This window comes from Pantoea sp. Cy-639 (assembly GCF_011752525.1).
Classification (GTDB): Bacteria; Pseudomonadota; Gammaproteobacteria; order Pseudomonadales; family Pseudomonadaceae; genus Aquipseudomonas.
Map to the genome: position 1 here is coordinate 121,464 of NZ_VWXI01000005.1, position 18,881 is coordinate 140,344.

An 18,881-nucleotide genomic window follows, 5' to 3' on the forward strand; every position below is an offset into this window, starting at 1 on the left:
GGTTTCGCGCTGAACGAAAAAGGGGCGCTCCACACGGAGCGCCCCTTTTTCATGTGCTGAAGACGGCGCCAGGCACTCGCCTATCGCGCACTCGCCCTCATGATGTCTGCGCCACCTGTTGCGGCTCACGGCGCTGGTAATAGCTCGCCATCATCACCAGCACCAGCAACACCCCGCCCAGCACCATCGACGAACCCACGGTGCCGAAGTCCAGCCCGCCCTTCTCGTGAGACTTGGTCAGCACGTCCCCGAGGGTCGCGCCGAACGGACGGGTCAGCACGAAGGCGATCCAGAACAGCACCACACCCGAGATCTTCGTCCAGTAGCGCGCCGCCGCCACCACGGCGATCGCCGAACCGATCAGCAGCGCGCCGCCCGCGAAGCCCAGCCCGGAGTCGTCGGCCAGGTAATCGCCCAAGGCTGTGCCCAAGGTGTTGGAGAACAGGATCGCCACCCAATAGAACAACTCGCCGCCACGGCTCTTGATGCGATTGACGTCGAGTGGATTGCCGCTCAGGCGCCACAGGGCGAAGGTCAGCAGCAGGATACCGATCAGCAACGCGGAGCCGGTGGCATAGCCCAGGCCCAGGGTACGGTCCATGAAATCGGACATGGTGGTGCCAGCGGTACTGGTGGAGAGAATCACCAGCCAGTACAGCACCGGATGATAACGTCGCGAATACAGCTGGGTGACCAATGTCACCAGGAACACGCTGATCAGCAGCAACGAGCTCATGGCGTAGCCGATGTCGAGGGTCATCGACAACAAGTCGCCCGCCGTCTCGCCCAGGGTGGTGGCGCAGATCTTCATGACCCAGAAGGCCAGGGTGATTTGCGGAAGTTTGTTCATTGTTGTGCCGCTCCGGAATTGAGTGCGGCGGATGTTGATTGAGCTTGTCTGAAAAATCAGTTGGCGATGTATGAAAAATCCGTTCATCAAGCCTGAACGGATCTTCTTAATGGTTGATTAATCCGTCGGACACATCCTTCACTGGCCGCGAAGGCGCTCACGAAGCGTTATTCCCATCCGCTGGTGATTACCGAGGCAAACCTTGCGGCAAGGGATATTTACACCCAAACGAATCGATAAATACGATTAATAAACGCTTAATTTTGCGCTTTTTAATCATTTTTATCGGAGTAGCATTCATTTCACAGCAGCAGAAACCTGCAAACCTCACGGAGCAATCACCATGAAGAACAAACTGATCCTCGCCCTTGCCCTTTCGGCCCTCGCCACGGGTGCTTTCGCCGAAGATGGATTCGATCGTACCAACGCCCACAACTTCGCAGCCGAACAGACCCAGTCGGCCAACTATGCAGAAGACGGTTTCGACCGTACCGGCGCCCAGCGTTTTGCCGAAGACGGCTTCGACCGCACCAACGCCCAGCGCCTCAGCTAACTGCTGATGCGCGCCACCAGCCCGGCCCAGGCCGGGCTCTATTGATTTGCAGCCAGCCAAAGCCTTGGCACACTAGGCGCCCAGTCCAATAACAGGAAGGGCCTAGCGGCCTTGCGCAGATGTACTACTACGAACCCGACAAAGGCCACGGCCTGCCCCACGACCCATTCAACGCCATCGTCGGCCCCCGCCCCATCGGCTGGATTTCCAGCCACGACCGCGAAGGCCACCTGAACCTGGCGCCCTACAGTTTCTTCAACGCTTTCAACTACATCCCGCCGATCATCGGTTTCTGCAGCGTCGGACGCAAAGACAGCCTGAACAACATCGAACAGACCGGCGAGTTCGTCTGGAACCTGGCCACCCGCCCCTTGGCCGAGCAGATGAACCAGAGCTGCGCCGCCGTGGCTGCGCAGATCGACGAGTTCGCGCTCAGCGGTCTGACCCCCAGCGCCTCGCGCGTGGTCGGGGTACCGCGGGTCGGAGAGAGCCCGGTGAGTTTCGAGTGCAAGGTGAGCCAGATCGTCCAGCTCAAGCGTGCCGACCAGGCACTGGTGCCCAGCTGGTTGATCCTTGGTGAAGTGGTGGCCGTGCACATCGCCGAACACCTGCTCAAGGACGGCATCTACGACACCGCTGCCGCCGAGCCGATCCTGCGCGGCGGAGGCCCGGCGGACTATTTCGAGCTGGGCAACCTGTTCAAGATGAGCCGCCCACAGGTCTGATCAGAACAGCAACTCGCCGGCCTCGGACACGCCCTGCAGGCGCCCGAGTTCGGCACAGGCGGCCTCGTCGGCCGCCAATGCGCTCTTGAACAGCTGACCGTCGAGCACCTTGTGGAAACGCGGTGCGCCGCCCAGATTCAACGCCTTGACCGCGATCGCCGCGTGATAGCCGCCGCCTTGCGCCGGGACCATCGCCGAGACCGCTTCGAAGTGGGGGAATTCTCTACGTGCCATGCTGCACTCCGCCTGTTGATCGAGGGGCGGCATTCTACACATTAAGCGAACGTGTGCAGGTCCAGACTGCTCACCACCTGCTCCTGCACCAGTTCGCCAAACACCTCCAGCGTCGGCGAGGCGAAATACCCACTCATCGCCTGCTGGTCGCTCCAGCTGCCACTGAGCAGCCACAGGTCGCTGTCGACCTGCGAGCGCTGCACGCTGAAGCTCAGGCAGCCTGGCGTGCGCAGCGAAGGCTCTAGCAAGTCGCGCAGGCGCATGCCGAGTTCCACCGAACGACCGTTGCTGGCACGGATGAAAGCCAGGTGTGTGACCGGTTTTTGCTGGGTCATGAACGATCTCCTTGAAGCGCTTCGGACGGGACAAACCAGGCTGCCAAGGTTAGAGGCCGCCTCGCGTGCGACGTTAGGCCATTACTGTCGCGCGATTGCCTGATCCTGCGACGCGGCAGGATCAGGCAATCGTCGTGCAGCTTTCGACTAGCGCCCGGCATTGCCCAAACCTATGCTGCGCAGGTCAAGAGGAAACCCGTCATGCCCCTGTCTTTGCCACTCGATCCGACCCTCGAACCGCAGCGCCAGGCGCTGGCGGCGCTGATCCAGCGCCATGCCAGCGGCCCTCACGGCCCAGGCTCTGCCATCGACGACCTGTATCTCGCGCGCTACGAAGAAGAGATCCGCGGGATGCCCGCCCTTGCCCAACCGGCATTGTGCATCCTGGCCCAGGGCAGCAAGACACTGATCCTGGGCGACGAACATTACGCCTATGATCCCTTGCACTACATGGTGGTCTCGGTCACCTTGCCGATCAGCGGCGCGTTGCTCAAAGCCAGCCCGGAGCATCCGGCACTCGCCCTGCGCCTGGATATCGACCCGGCGCAGTTGAGCCAGCTGATCGCCGAAAGCAGCCCGATGATGGTGCCCAACCGTCCCTCGGGGCGCGGCCTGTATGTGGAAAAGAGCGATCCGCAATTGCTCGATGCCTTGATCCGGCTGGTGCAGTTACTCGATGCACCACGCGACATTCCGATCCTCGCACCGCTTATCCGCCGCGAGATCTTCTACCGTCTCTTGCGCGGCCCCCAGGGGCATCGGCTGTACGAGATCGCCTTGGCCAACAGCCAGACCCACCGGGTGTCCCAGGCCATCACCTGGCTCAACCAGCATTATCAGCAGCCACTGCGTATCGAGGACCTGGCCCGCGAGGTCAACCTCAGCACCTCTACACTGCACCACCGTTTCAAGGCGGTCACCTCGATGAGCCCCTTGCAGTACCAGAAGCAGTTGCGTCTGCAGGAAGCACGGCGACTGATGCTCAACGATGGGCTGGAGGCGGCGGTGGCGGGGTATCGGGTTGGCTATGAAAGCCCGTCGCAGTTCAGCCGGGAATACAGTCGTCTGTACGGCGCCCCGCCGATTCGCGATGTGGCACGCTTGCGCGCCTGCGCAGGCTGAGTGACGACAGCGCCGGGCAGGCCCGCCCCACGCGGCCTTGTGGGAACGGGCTTGCCCGGCGAAGGTAAATGACGCGCTATCCAGCCACGGCGGCCTGCCATTGCTGTTGATCCACCTGGATCAACGTCGGGCCGTTGCGCTCCACGGCCCGCCCCAGCGCCGCCTGCAACTGCGCCACATCGCCAACCTGCTCGGCCTCGGCCCCCAAGGCCCGCGCCACGCCAATGAAGTCCGGGGTATGGATATCCACGCCTACCGGCTCGATGGCCCGATTGACCATGTACTTCTTGATCTCCTCGTACCCCTGGTTATTCCACAGCAGCACGATCACTGGCACCTGCGCCTCCACCGCGCTGGCCAACTCCGGCAGGGTGAACTGCAACCCGCCATCGCCAATCAGGCACACTGCCGGTACACGCTCGGCCGGGCGCTCGGCGCTGCCCAGCCAGGCGCCCACCGCCGCCGGTAGCGCATACCCCAGGGTTCCGTAACCGGTCGAAGCGTTGAACCAGCGGCGTGGTTGATGCATGTCGAGGGTCAGGTTGCCGGTGTATACCGGTTGGGTCGAGTCGCCCACCAGCACGGCATTGGGCAGGCACTGCAAGATGCTGGTCAGCAGGCGGGTCTGGCTCAAGGTCGGTTGATCCCAGCCCGCCGCCAGGGTGTCACGCAGACGCTGTACGCGAGCCTCGCCCCAACTGACATCACTCGACGGCGCAGGCAACGCGTCCATGGCCTGGAGCAACGCCAGGGTCGCCAGCTCGGCATCGGCCACCAGTGCCAGCTCCGGCAGGTAGTTGCGCACGGTCTGGTCCGGATCGATATCGATGCGCAGCAGGCTGCCCGGGATTTCGAAACCACCCTTGAAGGTCACGTCGTAATCGGTCTCGGCCAGTTCCGTGCCGATCGCCAGTACCACATCGGCCTCCGCCACCAGGGCGCGGGTAGCGACCAGCGACTGGGTCGAGCCGATCTGCAGTGGATGACTGGCCGGCAGCAGGCCCTTGGCATTGATGGTCAGTGCCACTGGCGCATGCAGATGCTCAGCCAGTCGCGCCAACGGCGCACCGGCAGCCAAAGCGCCACCACCGGCCAGGATCAGCGGCCGGCGGGCCTTGGCCAGACGCTCGGCCATCGCCGCCACCGCCTGCGGGGCTGCGCCAGCACGGCTGCTGCGTACCGGTCGGCCTGGCAGCAGGTGATCGGCCGGCTCCACCAGTACATCCAGCGGGATCTCGATATGCACCGGCCGCGGCCGCGCGCCGTCGAACACGGCAAAGGCGCGCGCCAGCACCTGCGGCAGGTCGTCGGCGCTCATCAGTGTCTGCGAGAACGCCGCCACGCCGGCCACCAGTGCCCCCTGGTTGGGCAATTCGTGCAACTTGCCGCGTCCACCACCGAGCTGATCGCGCGACTGCACGCTGGAAATCACCAGCATCGGGATCGAATCGGCGTAGGCCTGGCCCATGGCGGTAGTGATGTTGGTCATGCCTGGACCTGTGATGATGAAACACACCCCTGGCTTGCCACGTGTACGGGCGTAGCCGTCGGCCATGAAACCTGCGCCCTGCTCGTGGCGCGGGGTGACATGGCGGATGGCGGAGCGCGCCAGACCACGGTAGAGCTCCACGGTATGCACGCCAGGAATACCGAAGACATGGTCCACGCCATAGCCTTCGAGGAGTTTGACCAGCACTTCGCCACAGGTTGCCATCTTCGAATACCTGATTCTTGTTGAAATCGGTGTTCATGGAAGCAAGCGCTGGCTATCGCCACAATGCAAAAAAACACATACTTGCCATGTTCTCATGTCATGGCTTGCAGCAATGAAACGCCTACCGCCCCTCCCCGCCCTGCACACCTTCCTGGTCACCGCCCAGCACTGCAACTTCACCCGTGCGGCGCTGCAGCTGCATATCACCCAGGGCGCCGTCAGCCGTCAGATCGCCGGGTTGGAAGAACACCTGGGCTATGCATTGTTCCAGCGTCAGGCAAGAGGCCTGGCGCTGACCCGTGAAGGCCAGGACTGGCTGCCCAGGGTGCAGCAGGTCTTCGCCCTGATCGAACAGGGCGTGCGCGAAGTGGGCAGCCACAGCAGTACCTTGCAGCTCAAGGCGCCGACCTGCGTCATGCGCTGGCTGCTGCCTCGGCTGATGGAATGGCAGGCGCTGCGTCCCGATATCCCCGTGGAGCTGACCACCACGGTGCAACATGGCGTCGACTTTCGCCGTGAAGCGTTCGATGCTGCGGTGATCTACGGTGCTGCGCCGAACCAAGGCCTGCAGGTGCGCAAGCTGTTCGACGAGCAACTGACCCCCGTCTGCGCACCCTCGCTGCTGGATGGGCCAACACCGCTGCAGCGGTTGCAGGATCTGTCTCGACACATGCTGCTACATCCTTCGCGGGATGAGCACGACTGGCAGCTGTGGTTGCAGGCCGCCGCCGCCGATTTCGAGCCGCATGGCCCCAGACAGCATTTCGAGACATTGGACATGGCGATGGCGATGGCATCGCAAGGGACAGGAGTCGCCATTGGCGACTGGGCCTTGATTGGCGACGACTTGCGCAGTGGCCGTCTGTGCATGCCGTTCAAGCTGAAGGTGATGACCGGGAAAAGCTATTACCTGGTAAGCCCGGCGAAGACGATGCCGGCAGGGCTGGCCGAATTGATCGACTGGCTGGCCCTGCAGGCGGACAATCCGCAGGCGCCAGCCTTGTTGCCGAACGCGGCTGGCACCTGCCGGGTACGTCAGTAGCCGACGGTGAAGCGTGTGCGTGAATGCGCCGGTTGTTCCAACTCGTCGAGCATGGCGATGGCGTAGTCGGCAAAGCTGATCCAGCTACGGCCATCGGCACCGATCAGCAGGTGGTCCTTGCCCAGGATGTAGTGCCCCTTGCGCTCACCTTCGACGAACTCCGCCGATGGCGACAGGAAGGTCCAGTCCAGGGTTGGTTCCTGGCGCAGCACCTCGAGGAAACGCGCCCCGGCACTGGCCTCGGCCTTGTAGGCCTCGGGAAAGTCCGGGCTGTCGATCACCCGCTGCCCGGAAGGCAACAGCAGGCTACCGGCACCACCCACCACCAACAGGCGCTTGACCCCGGCACGCTTGACCGGTTCGATGACCTCTGCGGCCTCGAGGGTAGCGAAATGCGCCGCGCTCAGCACCGCGTCGCAGCCGTTCACAGCAGCCTGCAACGCCGCACTGTCCTTGGCGTCGAGGGCCTTGACCGTGACCCCTTCACGCCCTTGCAGCTTGGCCGGATCCCGGGCGATGGCGACGACCTGATGGCCACGGCGCAGGGCCTCTTCCAGCAACTGACTGCCTGCACGCCCAGTGGCGCCGATGATTGCGATCTTGCTCATGGAAAACACTCCAACAGGTTGAGAGGGGGTTACCACTTCATTTCACCCTTGGCGACCTTGGCACCCAGTTCCAGGGAGCTTTCTTCGGCAAGGTTTGGATAGCGCTTCTTCATCGCCGCGATCAGCGCGTCGGCATTGACCGCCTTGGCCGCTTCGGCGTCGAAATCGAGAATGTACCGGGCAGTGAAACGCACCGCCTCCAGCGAACGGCTGCTGTCGCCCAGATAGTGACCCGGCACCACCGTGCGCGGCGCCAGACGCTCGATCTTGTCCAGCGTGCTCAGCCAGTCGGCATGGGACTTGGCCGTCTGGGTATCGGCCATCCACACGTGGATGTGCTCGGAAACCACCACGCCACCGACCACTGCCTTGATCGAGGGAATCCAGACGAAGCTGCGATCCGGTTGCGGGCCATCCAGGCCAACGACTTCCAGGGCCTGGCCTTCCAGTTCCAGGTGATTGCCGGCAAGCACCTGCGGGACCACCAGCTTGGCCGGCTTGTCGGCGCCCATCTGCGGTCCCCAGTAGGCCAGCTTGGCGTCCATGGTCTTGCGGATGTGCTCGACGGTGGCGGCCGAGGCGACCACCCGTGCCTTGGGGAATGCCTGGGTGATGGTATCCAGGCCGAAGTAGTAGTCCGGGTCGCCATGGCTGACATAGATGGTGGTCAGTTGCTTGCCGCTGGCGCGCAGGCGTTCGACCACCTGCTCGGCCTGGGCCTTGCCGAACTGGGCATCGACCAGGATGGCGTCGTGGGCGCCACTGACGATCACCGAACTGACCGGGAAGATGGCGTCATGGCCAGGGTTGTAGACATCGAGTTTGAGTGGTTCGCCAGCCATGGCCTGGCCGGCCAGGGTGACGCAGGCCAGCAGCAGGCCACGCAGGGGAGTGAAAAGTGACATCGGCAGATCCTGTGAGCGGGTTGATGGGTGCAAGCTTAGTTGCCCGATCCAATACAAAAAATGCGATGCTAGGACATAGTTTGTTTCTGAAACCGGGCAAATCATGGACCGTCTCAACGCCATGCGCGTCTTCGTCACCGTCGTCGACCTGGGCAGCCAGTCAGCCGCGGCGGATCACCTGGAGCTGTCCAGGCCCGTGGTCTCGAGGTACCTGGCGGAACTCGAGGACTGGGTCGGGGCCCGGCTGATGCAGCGCACCACGCGCAAGCTCAGCCTGACGGCCGCCGGGCAGGAAACCCTGCCGCGTTGCCGCCAGATGCTGGAGCTGGCCGGCGATCTGCAGAATGCCGTGCGCCAGCCAGACGACGCGCCACGCGGCGAGCTGCGCATCAGTGTCAGTACCTCGTTCGGCCAGGCCCAGCTGGTGGACGCGCTGGCCGCCTACGTCAAGCGCTACCCCGGGGTGAAAGTGGAGCTGCAGATGCTCGACCGCACCGTCAACCTGGTGGACGAGCGTATCGACCTGGCAATTCGCACCAGCAACGATGTCGACCCCAACCTGATCGCCCGACGTCTGAGCGTATGCCGCTCGGTGGTCTGCGCGTCACCGGCCTATCTTCGCGAGCACGGCATGCCACAGCAGGTCGAAGACCTGAGCCAGCACAACTGCCTGACCCACGCCTACTTTGGCCATAGCCTGTGGCACTTCAAGGTTGCCGGGCAGCAGGTCAGCGTGCCGGTGGCGGGAAACATCAGCGCCAACGAGGCGATGACGTTGCAGAAGGCGGCACTGGCCGGAGCAGGTATCGCCATGCTGCCGACCTACCAGGCCGCCCCAGCCTTGCGCAGCGGCGAGCTGGTACGCCTGCTGCCCGAGGCCAGGCCGCGGGAGCTGACGCTCAATGCGGTGTATACCTCGCGCAAGCACATGCCGGCGACCTTGCGCAGCATGCTGGACTTTCTCGCCGAACGGTTTGCCGACGAGCCGGCATGGGACCAGGGCCTGGGGGTATGAACGCATGACTTCGTCGTGGCCGAAATAGCGCACCTGCCACGGCAGACCACCCCTACAACGCTGACAAGTGGCCTATGCTTGAAGGTGTCACCTGCTGCTGCAACAGGAGGTCGGTACCATGCACATCAAGTCCAGGCGTTGCGCCCTCATGTTCGCTCTGCTCGCGGTGGTGGGCGTCTATGGTTCGGCCTGCTGGCGGGTCGAGCTGCTGCGCAACCAGCCCACCGCCAGCAGCAGCTGCCCCGAGCAGCACTGCGTTCCACACACCGCATCGTTGAGCGCTGTCAGGTAGCGGACATCACTCCTCGACGCTCATGTACTCCTTGGCCCAACGGATATAGTCCTCGGGCTGGGTGTAGGTGTGCGAGAGCTCGGTGGCGTTGAGGTTTTCCGACTTGTTCTGCTGCCCGCGTTGCAGGCGCAGGCAGTCGTAGGTGGCCTTGATCGCGGCGAAATAGGCGGCATGGCCATCGACCACGATACGCACGCCCAGACGTGCCAGACGCTCATCGTCGCGCAGATTCGGGTTGCCGTAGGTGACCAGCATCAGCGGTACACTCAGGTGCTCGCTGATTTGCTCCAACTGCTCGAAGTCCTTCACCCCCACCATGCAGATGCCATCGGCACCCGCCCTTTGGTAGCTCTGGGTGCGGAAAATGATTTCCTCGGTGCTCAGTACGCCGGCGTTGGTCCGGGCAATGATCGACAGCGCCGAGTCGACTCGCGCCTCGAGCGCCGCGCGGATCTTGCCGACGCCTTCGTCCACCGAAATCAGGTCGGTGGACTTGCGACCGAACTGGGCCGGCAACAGGGTGTCCTCGATGGTCAGCGCGGCGACACCCGCGCGCTCGAGCTCGGTCACCGTGCGCATCACATTGAGAGCGTTGCCATAGCCATGGTCGGCATCGGCGAGCACCGGCAACTGGGCCACACGCCCGATGCGGGTGGCCTGCTCGACGAACTCGCTGAGGGTGATCAGGGCGAAGTCCGGCGCGGCCAGGACCTGCAACGAGGCGACCGAACCGCCGAGAATACCGACTTCAAAGCCCAGGTCGGCGGCAATACGCGCGGACATCGGGTCGAACACCGATGCGGTGTGATAGCACGAACCCGAAGCGAGCAGTTCGCGGAAAGCAAAACGCAGATCGTGGTGGGAAGCCTTGGGCATGATCACTCCGCTTGTAATGAGAAATTGTGAACGGCTGACAACCGACCCCGTATCGGGTCTACCTGACTGTTCCAACCGTCGCCATCAGGGCGGTCATGCTCGACATGCAGGCAGAGGAATAGAAGGTGTGAAAAACAGCGACGCGAAACCCTGCGGCAAATGGTTGCACCACGCTGGTGCAAGCCGCGGATTTCAGCCTCTGCGCTCCGGGCACGATAGCATGCAGCCATGCAGCTCTGGATGAATGCGCCAATGCCGATCGTGCATAGGGGATGCATGTAGTACATAGGAAGCTACCTAACTCAGGTTACACTTTCCCTTTCCAGATTCTGGGGCCATGGCGTGGACGCGCCCTTGAAGTCCATTGCTTCGGCACCCGAAATGACCACAAGGTACCTCCGTGACCGCCGCCCTGCCCCCGACCACCCTGCGCACCGTCTTGACCGCCCTGATGCTGGCGATTTTTCTCGGTGCCCTCGACCAGACCATCGTTGCCGTGTCGATGCCGGCGATCTCCGCCCAGTTCGACGATGTCGGCCTGCTGGCCTGGGTGATTTCCGGCTACATGGTGGCGATGACCGTTGCCGTACCGATCTACGGCAAGCTTGGCGACCTGTACGGGCGCCGGCGCATGATCCTCACCGGCACTGCCTTGTTCACCTTGGCTTCGATCGTCTGCGCCCTGGCCCAGGACATGCCGCAACTGGTCATGGCGCGGGTGCTCCAGGGCATCGGCGCCGGTGGCATGGTCTCGGTGAGCCAGGCGATCATCGGCGACTTCGTGCCGCCGCGCGAACGCGGCCGCTACCAGGGCTACTTCAGCGGCATGTATGCCCTGGCCAGCGTCGCCGGCCCGGTGCTCGGCGGTTGGCTGACCGAATACCTGTCATGGCGCTGGGTGTTCTGGGTCAACCTGCCGCTGGGGCTGGTCGCCCTGTGGGCGATCCACCGCGCGCTGGACGGTCTTTCGGTGAAACGGCGCGAGGCCCAGGTGGACTATCCTGGCGCGCTGCTGATGATCGTCGGCCTGGGCAGCCTGCTGCTGGGCATCACTCTGGTCGGCCAGGGACACGCCTGGCTGTCGTCGCAGGTACTGGCGCTGTTCGGCTGCGCACTGCTCGGGCTGCTGGTGTTCGTCGCGCATGAGCGCCGTTGCGCCGAACCACTGCTGCCGCTGGCACTGTTCGGCAACCGGGTCGCAGTGCTGTGCTGGGGCGTGATCTTCTTCGCCAGCTTCCAGTCGATCTCACTGACCATGCTCATGCCCCTGCGCTACCAGGGCATCACCGGCGCTGGCGCCGACAGTGCCGCGCTGCACTTGCTGCCACTGGCGATGGGGCTGCCCATCGGCGCCTTCACCGGCGGGCGCATGACCAGCCGCACCGGACGCTACAAACCGCAGATTCTTGCCGGCGCCCTGCTGATGCCGCTGGCCATCGCTGCCATGGCCTTCACACCGCCGCAGGCCGGCTGGCTGAGCGCCTTGTTCATGCTGTTGACGGGCATCGCCTGCGGCCTGCAGTTCCCCACTTCGCTGGTGGGCACGCAAAGTGCCGTGGAGATGAAGGATATTGGCGTGGCGACCAGCACCACCAACCTGTTCCGCTCGCTGGGCGGGGCGATGGGGGTGGCGTGCATGTCCAGCCTGCTGCTGGCGCTGCTGCACCAGGGTGGTTTCGAGATGCTGGGCAACCCTTTGCTGGGCAGCCTCAAGGCGGGAGAGGCAGATCCATCGATCCAGGCCCGCCTGCTGGAAACGTTCCAGCATCTGCTGCTGGTCAGTGCCGGTGCCTCGCTGATCGGCTTGCTGGCGGCGCTGGCGCTACCGGACAGGCAACTGCGCGGTCGCGCCCACGATTAATCCCGCCTTAATCATCGGGAGAAACACTCCCTAACAATCCTTCACAAAGAGTTATTTGCGCAGGCCAGGGCTCAAGCGCAGCATATCCAGCCCGGTGTCGACCCATTTTTCGACATCCCCCAGCAGGTCGAAGCTGTCCGGCAGCAGCAGCCAGCGCCCGATCAGGCCATCCACATAGGCGAACATCGCAACGGCGGCCCGCTCGATATCGAGATCGGCCGGCAACTGGCCACGGCGCACGGCGTTGCCCAGGGTCAGGGCAACACTCTCGTGGCAATCCAGCACGGCGCCCTGGCGCTGCTGGCGAATCTCACACATGTCGTCGGTGAACTCGCACTTGTGATGCAGAATTTCATTGATACGCCGGGTGCGCGCATCGAGCACCAGCTCGTTGAACACCTGCAGCAGCAACTTGCGCATGCAGCCAAGCGGGTCGAGTTCATCCTCGCTTTCACTGGCCCGGGCCAGGTGATCATGGGTTTCATGAAGGCTGTCGAGCAACGCCTGCACCAGCTCGCCCTTGTTGCTGAAATGCCAGTAGATAGCGCCACGGGTCACCCCCGCGAGCTCGGCGATGTCGGCCAGGGTGGTACGCGCAACCCCGCGCTTGTAGAAGGCCTTTTCCGCCGCCTCGATGATCTGGGCGCGGGTTTCCTGGGCTTCTTCTTTGGTTCGACGGACCATGGCAGTACAACCTCATCGGGCCCCACGCGCTCCGAGGGCGCTCGGGAATCAGGCCGGGAGCCGCCTGTTTCAGGGGCACTCCCGGATGAATGTGAACAATCCGCGGTGGTAATCCACTGCGGATATGCGCTATTTACAAACAACCATGAATGTAAGTATATTCCTTAGCAAGCTATTTATCCACCAGATAGCATTTTTCTGACAAGAATCTTCCACTATATTCTTGAGCTTCCCTGCTCCTGCGACCCGAGGATCCTCATGCAATTCAAGCCAGCCTTATCCGCCCTGGTGTCCGCCGTGGCCCTGGCAACCCTGCTCAGTGGCTGTAAGAAAGAGGAAGCAGCGCCAGCGCCGCAGGCTCCTCAGGTCGGTGTCGTCACTGTGCAGCCACAAGCCTTCACCCTCACCTCGGAACTGCCGGGGCGCACCAGCGCCTATCGAGTCGCCGAGGTTCGGCCACAGGTCAACGGCATCATTCTCAAGCGCCTGTTCAAGGAAGGCAGCGACGTCAAGGAAGGGCAACAGCTCTACCAGATCGACCCGTCTGTCTACGAAGCCACCCTGGCCAATGCCCAGGCCAACCTGCAGGCTACCCGCTCCCTGGCCGAGCGCTACAGGCAACTGATCGACGAGCAGGCCGTCTCCAAGCAGGAGTACGACGATGCCAACGCCAAACGATTGCAGGCCGAAGCATCGCTCAAGAGTGCCCAGATCGACCTGCGCTACACCAAGGTCCTGTCCCCGATCAGCGGGCGCATCGGCCGCTCCTCGGTGACCGAAGGCGCATTGGTGAGCAATGGCCAAAGCAACGCCATGGCCACTATCCAGCAGCTCGACCCGATCTACGTCGACGTTACCCAGTCCACTGCCGAACTGCTCAAGCTGCGCCGTGACCTGGAAAGCGGCCAGTTGCAGAAGGCCGGCGACAATGCCGCCCAGGTGCAGCTGGTTCTGGAAGATGGCAGCCTGTTCAAGCAGCAGGGCCGCCTGGAGTTCTCCGAAGTCGCGGTCGACGAGACCACCGGCTCCGTGACCCTGCGCGCGATCTTCCCCAACCCCGACCACACCCTGCTGCCGGGCATGTTCGTGCATGCGCGGCTCAAGGCCGGGGTCAACGCCAACGCCATCCTGGCACCGCAGCAGGGCGTGACCCGCGATCTGAAGGGCACGCCGACCGCGCTGGTGGTCAACCAGGAGAACAAGGTCGAACTGCGCCAGCTCAAGGCCAGCCGAACCCTGGGCAGCGACTGGCTGATCGAGGAAGGCCTCAATCCGGGAGACCGGGTGATCACCGAAGGGTTGCAGTTCGTTCGCCCTGGTGTCGAGGTCAAGGTCAGCGAAGCCACCAACGTCAAGAAACCGGGCAGCCCCGATCAGGCCAGCGCGACGAAAGCAGACGCCAAAGCGGAGTAAACCATGTCGAAGTTCTTTATCGATCGCCCGATCTTCGCCTGGGTGATCGCCCTGGTGATCATGCTGGTCGGCGCCTTGTCGATCCTGAAGCTGCCGATCAACCAGTACCCGAGCATCGCCCCGCCGGCCATCGCCATCGCCGTGACCTATCCAGGCGCCTCGGCGCAGACGGTGCAGGACACCGTGGTGCAGGTGATCGAGCAGCAGCTCAACGGTATCGACAACCTGCGCTATGTGTCGTCGGAAAGTAACTCCGACGGCAGCATGACCATCACCGCCACCTTCGAGCAGGGCACCAACGCCGACACGGCGCAGGTCCAGGTCCAGAACAAGCTGAACCTGGCCACGCCGCTGTTGCCGCAGGAAGTGCAGCAGCAAGGTATCCGCGTCACCAAGGCAGTGAAGAACTTCCTGCTGGTGATCGGCCTGGTGTCCGAAGACGGCAGCATGACCAAGGACGACCTGTCCAACTACATCGTCTCGAACATGCAGGACCCGATCTCGCGTACTGCCGGTGTAGGTGACTTCCAGGTGTTCGGCGCCCAGTACGCCATGCGTATCTGGCTCGATCCGGCCAAGCTGAACAAGTTCCAGCTGACGCCGGTGGACGTGCGTACCGCGGTTGCCGCACAGAACGTGCAGGTATCCTCCGGTCAGCTCGGTGGCCTGCCGGCCACGCCTGGCACCCAGCTCAACGCCACCATCATCGGCAAGACCCGCCTGCAGACCGCCGAGCAGTTCCAGAAGATCCTGCTCAAGGTCAACGCCGACGGCTCCCAGGTACGCCTGGGCGATGTCGCCGAGGTTGGCCTGGGCGGCGAGAACTACGCGATCAGCGCACAATACAACGGTTTCCCGGCCTCGGGCCTGGCGGTCAAGCTGGCCACCGGCGCCAACGCCCTGGACACTGCCAAGGCGCTGCGCCAGACCATCGCCGAGCTCGAACCGTTCTTCCCGCCAGGGGTCAAGGCGGTATTCCCGTATGACACCACCCCGGTGGTCACCGAGTCGATCAGCGGTGTGATCCACACCTTGGTCGAGGCCGTGGTCCTGGTGTTCCTGGTGATGTATCTGTTCCTGCAGAACTTCCGCGCCACCATCATCACCACCATGACCGTACCGGTGGTGTTGCTGGGTACCTTCGGCATCCTTGCCGCCGCGGGCTTCAGCATCAACACCCTGACCATGTTCGCCATGGTCCTGGCCATCGGCTTGCTGGTGGACGACGCCATCGTCGTGGTGGAGAACGTCGAGCGGGTGATGTCCGAGGAAGGATTGCCGCCCAAGGAGGCGACCAAGCGCTCCATGGAGCAGATCCAGGGCGCCCTTGTGGGTATCGCCCTGGTGCTGTCGGCGGTACTGCTTCCAATGGCCTTCTTCGGCGGCTCCACCGGTGTGATCTATCGTCAGTTCTCGATCACCATCGTCTCGGCCATGGGCCTGTCGGTGCTGGTCGCGCTGATCTTCACCCCGGCCCTGTGCGCCACCATGCTCAAGCCGCTGAAAAAGGGCGAGCACCATGTGGCCAAGCGTGGTTTCTTCGGCTGGTTCAACCGCAACTTCGACCGCAGCGTGGTGGGCTACGAGCGTAGCGTGGGCGCGATCCTGCGCAACAAGATCCCGTTCCTGCTGGCCTACGCGCTGATCGTGGTCGGCATGATCTGGCTGTTCGCCCGTATTCCCACCGCGTTCCTTCCGGAAGAAGACCAGGGCGTGCTGTTCGCCCAGGTGCAGACTCCGGCCGGCTCCAGTGCCGAGCGCACCCAGGTGGTGGTCGACCAGATGCGCGAGTACCTGCTCAAGGACGAGGCCGACACCGTGTCCTCGGTGTTCACCGTCAACGGCTTCAACTTCGCCGGTCGCGGCCAGAGCTCGGGCATGGCGTTCATCATGCTCAAGCCGTGGGGCGAGCGCTCGAAGGAGAACAGCGTGTTCGCCCTCGCCCAGCGCGCGCAGATGCACTTCTTCAGCTTCCGCGATGCGATGGTGTTCGCCTTCGCCCCGCCGGCGGTGCTCGAACTGGGTAACGCCACCGGCTTCGACGTGTTCCTGCAGGACCGCGCCGGTGTCGGCCACGAGAAACTGATGGAGGCACGCAACCAGTTCCTGGCCAAGGCCGCGCAGAGCAAGATCCTCAGCGCCGTGCGTCCGAACGGCCTGAACGACGAGCCGCAGTACCAGTTGACCATCGATGACGAGCGGGCCAGCGCCCTGGGCGTGACCATCGCCGACATCAACAACACCCTGTCGATCGCGCTCGGTGGCAGCTACGTCAACGACTTCATCGACCGTGGCCGGGTCAAGAAGGTGTACATCCAGGGTGCCTCCAACGCCCGGATGAGCCCGGAAGACCTGCAGAAGTGGTACGTGCGCAATGGCGCCGGCGAAATGGTGCCGTTCTCCTCGTTCGCCAAAGGCGAGTGGAGCTATGGCTCGCCGAAGCTGTCGCGCTACAACGGTGTGGAGGCGATCGAGATCCTCGGTACCCCGGCACCGGGCTACAGTACCGGTGAAGCCATGGCCGAAGTCGAGCGCATCGCCGGCGAGCTGCCGACGGGTATCGGCTACTCCTGGACCGGCATGTCCTACGAGGAAAAGCTCTCCGGCTCGCAGATGCCGGCGCTGTTCGCCCTCTCGGTACTGTTCGTGTTCCTCTGCCTGGCAGCGCTGTACGAAAGCTGGTCGATCCCGATCGCCGTGGTCCTGGTGGTGCCCCTGGGTATCATCGGTGCGCTGATCGCCACCAGCCTGCGCGGACTGTCCAACGACGTGTACTTCCTGGTCGGCCTGCTGACCACCATCGGCCTGGCGGCGAAGAACGCGATCCTGATCGTCGAGTTCGCCAAGGAACTGCACGAGCAAGGCCGCAGCCTGTACGACTCGGCCATCGAGGCGTGCCGCATGCGTCTGCGCCCGATCATCATGACCTCCCTGGCGTTCATCCTCGGCGTGGTACCGTTGACCATCGCCAGCGGCGCCGGCGCCGGCAGCCAGCACGCCATCGGCACCGGGGTGATCGGCGGCATGATCAGTGCGACCGTGCTCGCGATCTTCTGGGTACCGCTATTCTTCGTCGCAGTGTCGTCGCTGTTCGGCAGCAAAGAACCGAAAAAAGACGCCACCCCTGAAACTCCACGTTATGAGGCTGGGCAATGACCAAGTCTTTGTTGTCCCTGGCGGTAACCGCTTTCATTCTCGGCGGCTGCTCGCTGATCCCCGACTACCAGCAACCGGAAGCGCCGGTGGCCGCGCAGTGGCCGCAAGGCCCTGCGTACTCGCCGACCGAGTCCGCCAACGTGGCCGCCGCCGAACAAGGCTGGCGCCAGTTCTTCCACGACCCGGCCCTGCAGCAACTGCTGCAGGTCGCCCTGGAGAACAACCGTGACCTGCGTGTCGCGGCGCTGAACATCGACGCCTACCGCGCCCAGTACCGCATCCAGCGCGCCGACCTGTTCCCGGCGGTTTCGGCCAACGGCAGCGGCAGCCGCCAGCGGGTGCCGGCCAAGTTGTCGCAGACCGGCGAGGCGAACATCACCAGCCAGTACTCGGCGACCCTGGGCGTCAGCTCGTACGAGCTGGACCTGTTCGGCCGCGTGCGCAGCCTGACCGAGCAGGCCCTGGAAACCTACCTGTCCAGCGAGCAGGCGCGTCGCTCCACGCAGATCAGCCTGGTCGCCAGCGTGGCCAACGCCTACTACACCTGGCAGGCCGACCAGGCGCTGCTGAAGCTGACCGAAGAAACGCTCAAGACGTACGAAGAGAGCTACAACCTGACCCGCCGCAGCAATGAAGTTGGCGTGGCTTCGGCCCTGGACCTGAGCCAGGCACGCACCGCCGTCGAAGGCGCGCGGGTCAAGCTGTCGCAGTATCAGCGCCTGGTCGCCCAGGACCTCAACAGCCTGACCGTGCTGGTCGGCGCTGGCGTGCCGGGCACCCTGCCCAAGCCGCTGGAGCTCAATGCCGACCAACTGGCCGATGTACCGGCCGGCTTGCCGTCCGACTTGCTGCAACGTCGCCCGGACATCCAGGAAGCCGAGCACCTGCTCAAGGCTGCCAACGCCAACATTGGCGCGGCCCGCGCGGCGTTCTTCCCAAGCATCAGCCTGACCGCCAATGCCGGTACCCTGAGCCCGACCATGGGCGGTCTGTTCAAGGGTGGTTCGGGCACCTGGTTGTTCCAGCCGCAGATCAACCTGCCGATCTTCAACGCCGGCAGCCTGAAGGCGAGCCTGGACTACTCGAAGATCCAGAAGGACATCAACGTCGCCAAGTACGAAAAGACCATCCAGACAGCCTTCCAGGAAGTCGCCGATGGCCTGGCCGCACGCAAGACCTTCGAAGAACAGTTGCAGGCACAGCGCGACCTGGTGGCTGCCAACCAGGACTACTACCGCCTGGCCGAACGCCGCTATCGCATCGGTATCGACAGCAACCTGACCTTCCTCGACGCCCAGCGCAACCTGTTCAGTGCCCAACAGGCCCTGATCAGCGATCGCCTGTCGCAGTTGGTCAGCGAGGTGAACCTGTACAAGGCCCTCGGTGGTGGCTGGTACGAGCAGACCAACCAGCAGGCTTCGATCGAAAAACCGAAAGGTTGATCATAGAAGCCACGGCATCAAGCCCACCCTCGCGGTGGGCTTTTTTTTGCCCTG

Annotated in this window: 18 protein-coding genes; 10 read left to right on the forward strand and 8 right to left on the reverse strand. The window is 63.6% G+C overall.

The window, feature by feature from the left end; all coding sequences use genetic code 11:
* Window positions 1-97 precede the first annotated feature (97 nt).
* On the reverse strand, window positions 98-850 hold the full coding sequence (locus tag F3J43_RS08315) for a COG4705 family protein (protein ID WP_166884617.1): 753 nt from the start codon (window positions 848-850) through the stop codon (window positions 98-100).
* 343 nt (window positions 851-1,193) lie between these two features.
* Here F3J43_RS08315 and F3J43_RS08320 point away from each other — a divergent pair, with 343 nt between their 5' ends.
* Together F3J43_RS08320 and F3J43_RS08325 are read left to right on the forward strand one after the other, a co-directional pair.
* Window positions 1,194-1,403, forward strand: coding sequence for a heme utilization protein (locus tag F3J43_RS08320; RefSeq protein WP_166884619.1), 210 nt, complete (start codon window positions 1,194-1,196; stop codon window positions 1,401-1,403).
* A gap of 119 nt (window positions 1,404-1,522) precedes the next feature.
* Entirely contained in the window at window positions 1,523-2,128 is a 606-nt protein-coding gene (locus tag F3J43_RS08325) for a flavin reductase family protein (RefSeq protein ID WP_166884621.1), read from the forward strand.
* On the opposite strand, the gene F3J43_RS08330 is transcribed toward F3J43_RS08325, so the two are convergent.
* A complete protein-coding gene (locus tag F3J43_RS08330; RefSeq protein WP_205297718.1) occupies window positions 2,129-2,362 on the reverse strand; it encodes a hypothetical protein in 234 nt (77 codons plus the stop codon).
* A 41-nt stretch (window positions 2,363-2,403) separates the two neighbouring features.
* Window positions 2,404-2,697 (reverse strand): putative quinol monooxygenase, encoded by a 294-nt coding sequence (locus F3J43_RS08335; RefSeq protein ID WP_166884625.1) that lies wholly within the window; start codon window positions 2,695-2,697, stop codon window positions 2,404-2,406.
* 201 nt (window positions 2,698-2,898) lie between these two features.
* Here F3J43_RS08335 and F3J43_RS08340 point away from each other — a divergent pair, with 201 nt between their 5' ends.
* Window positions 2,899-3,819 (forward strand): AraC family transcriptional regulator, encoded by a 921-nt coding sequence (locus F3J43_RS08340; protein ID WP_166884627.1) that lies wholly within the window; start codon window positions 2,899-2,901, stop codon window positions 3,817-3,819.
* Window positions 3,820-3,895: 76 nt separating this feature from the next.
* On the opposite strand, the gene F3J43_RS08345 is transcribed toward F3J43_RS08340, so the two are convergent.
* Window positions 3,896-5,533: a 5-guanidino-2-oxopentanoate decarboxylase gene (locus F3J43_RS08345; protein WP_166884629.1), complete on the reverse strand. Its 1,638-nt coding sequence runs from the start codon at window positions 5,531-5,533 to the stop codon at window positions 3,896-3,898.
* Between the two features lie 112 nt (window positions 5,534-5,645).
* Between F3J43_RS08345 and F3J43_RS08350 the strand changes: the two genes are divergently transcribed.
* Window positions 5,646-6,575: a LysR substrate-binding domain-containing protein gene (locus tag F3J43_RS08350; RefSeq protein ID WP_166884632.1), complete on the forward strand. Its 930-nt coding sequence runs from the start codon at window positions 5,646-5,648 to the stop codon at window positions 6,573-6,575.
* On the opposite strand, the gene F3J43_RS08355 is transcribed toward F3J43_RS08350, so the two are convergent.
* Window positions 6,569-7,183 carry an NAD(P)-dependent oxidoreductase gene (locus F3J43_RS08355; RefSeq protein WP_166884634.1) on the reverse strand — a complete coding sequence of 205 codons (615 nt, stop codon included), beginning with the start codon at window positions 7,181-7,183 and terminating at the stop codon, window positions 6,569-6,571. The two genes, F3J43_RS08350 and F3J43_RS08355, sit on opposite strands and share 7 nt — an antisense overlap.
* Window positions 7,184-7,212: 29 nt before the next feature.
* Window positions 7,213-8,088, reverse strand: coding sequence for an MBL fold metallo-hydrolase (locus F3J43_RS08360; protein WP_166884636.1), 876 nt, complete (start codon window positions 8,086-8,088; stop codon window positions 7,213-7,215).
* A gap of 103 nt (window positions 8,089-8,191) precedes the next feature.
* Here F3J43_RS08360 and F3J43_RS08365 point away from each other — a divergent pair, with 103 nt between their 5' ends.
* Complete coding sequence (locus F3J43_RS08365; RefSeq protein WP_166884638.1) at window positions 8,192-9,103, forward strand: LysR family transcriptional regulator; 912 nt, start codon at window positions 8,192-8,194, stop codon at window positions 9,101-9,103.
* Between the two features lie 118 nt (window positions 9,104-9,221).
* Window positions 9,222-9,395, forward strand: coding sequence for a hypothetical protein (locus F3J43_RS08370; protein ID WP_166884640.1), 174 nt, complete (start codon window positions 9,222-9,224; stop codon window positions 9,393-9,395).
* Between the two features lie 6 nt (window positions 9,396-9,401).
* Here the strand turns inward: F3J43_RS08370 and F3J43_RS08375 are convergent, their stop codons facing one another.
* Window positions 9,402-10,271: an oxaloacetate decarboxylase gene (locus F3J43_RS08375; protein WP_166884641.1), complete on the reverse strand. Its 870-nt coding sequence runs from the start codon at window positions 10,269-10,271 to the stop codon at window positions 9,402-9,404.
* Window positions 10,272-10,671: 400 nt separating this feature from the next.
* Between F3J43_RS08375 and F3J43_RS08380 the strand changes: the two genes are divergently transcribed.
* Window positions 10,672-12,132 (forward strand): MDR family MFS transporter, encoded by a 1,461-nt coding sequence (locus F3J43_RS08380; RefSeq protein ID WP_166884644.1) that lies wholly within the window; start codon window positions 10,672-10,674, stop codon window positions 12,130-12,132.
* A 51-nt stretch (window positions 12,133-12,183) separates the two neighbouring features.
* Here the strand turns inward: F3J43_RS08380 and F3J43_RS08385 are convergent, their stop codons facing one another.
* Window positions 12,184-12,816: a TetR family transcriptional regulator gene (locus F3J43_RS08385; RefSeq protein WP_166884646.1), complete on the reverse strand. Its 633-nt coding sequence runs from the start codon at window positions 12,814-12,816 to the stop codon at window positions 12,184-12,186.
* A gap of 258 nt (window positions 12,817-13,074) precedes the next feature.
* Here F3J43_RS08385 and ttgA point away from each other — a divergent pair, with 258 nt between their 5' ends.
* From ttgA to F3J43_RS08400, 3 genes are read left to right on the forward strand one after another with little or no spacing between them, the layout of a single operon-like run.
* Window positions 13,075-14,229, forward strand: coding sequence for a toluene efflux RND transporter periplasmic adaptor subunit TtgA (gene ttgA, locus F3J43_RS08390; protein WP_166884648.1), 1,155 nt, complete (start codon window positions 13,075-13,077; stop codon window positions 14,227-14,229).
* A gap of 3 nt (window positions 14,230-14,232) precedes the next feature.
* Window positions 14,233-17,385, forward strand: a complete 3,153-nt coding sequence (ttgB, locus tag F3J43_RS08395) for a multidrug efflux RND transporter permease subunit TtgB (RefSeq protein ID WP_166884650.1) — start codon at window positions 14,233-14,235, stop codon at window positions 17,383-17,385.
* Complete coding sequence (locus F3J43_RS08400) at window positions 17,382-18,827, forward strand: AdeC/AdeK/OprM family multidrug efflux complex outer membrane factor (RefSeq protein WP_166884652.1); 1,446 nt, start codon at window positions 17,382-17,384, stop codon at window positions 18,825-18,827. The genes ttgB and F3J43_RS08400 overlap by 4 nt, the downstream gene beginning before the upstream one ends.
* Window positions 18,828-18,881 lie beyond the last annotated feature (54 nt).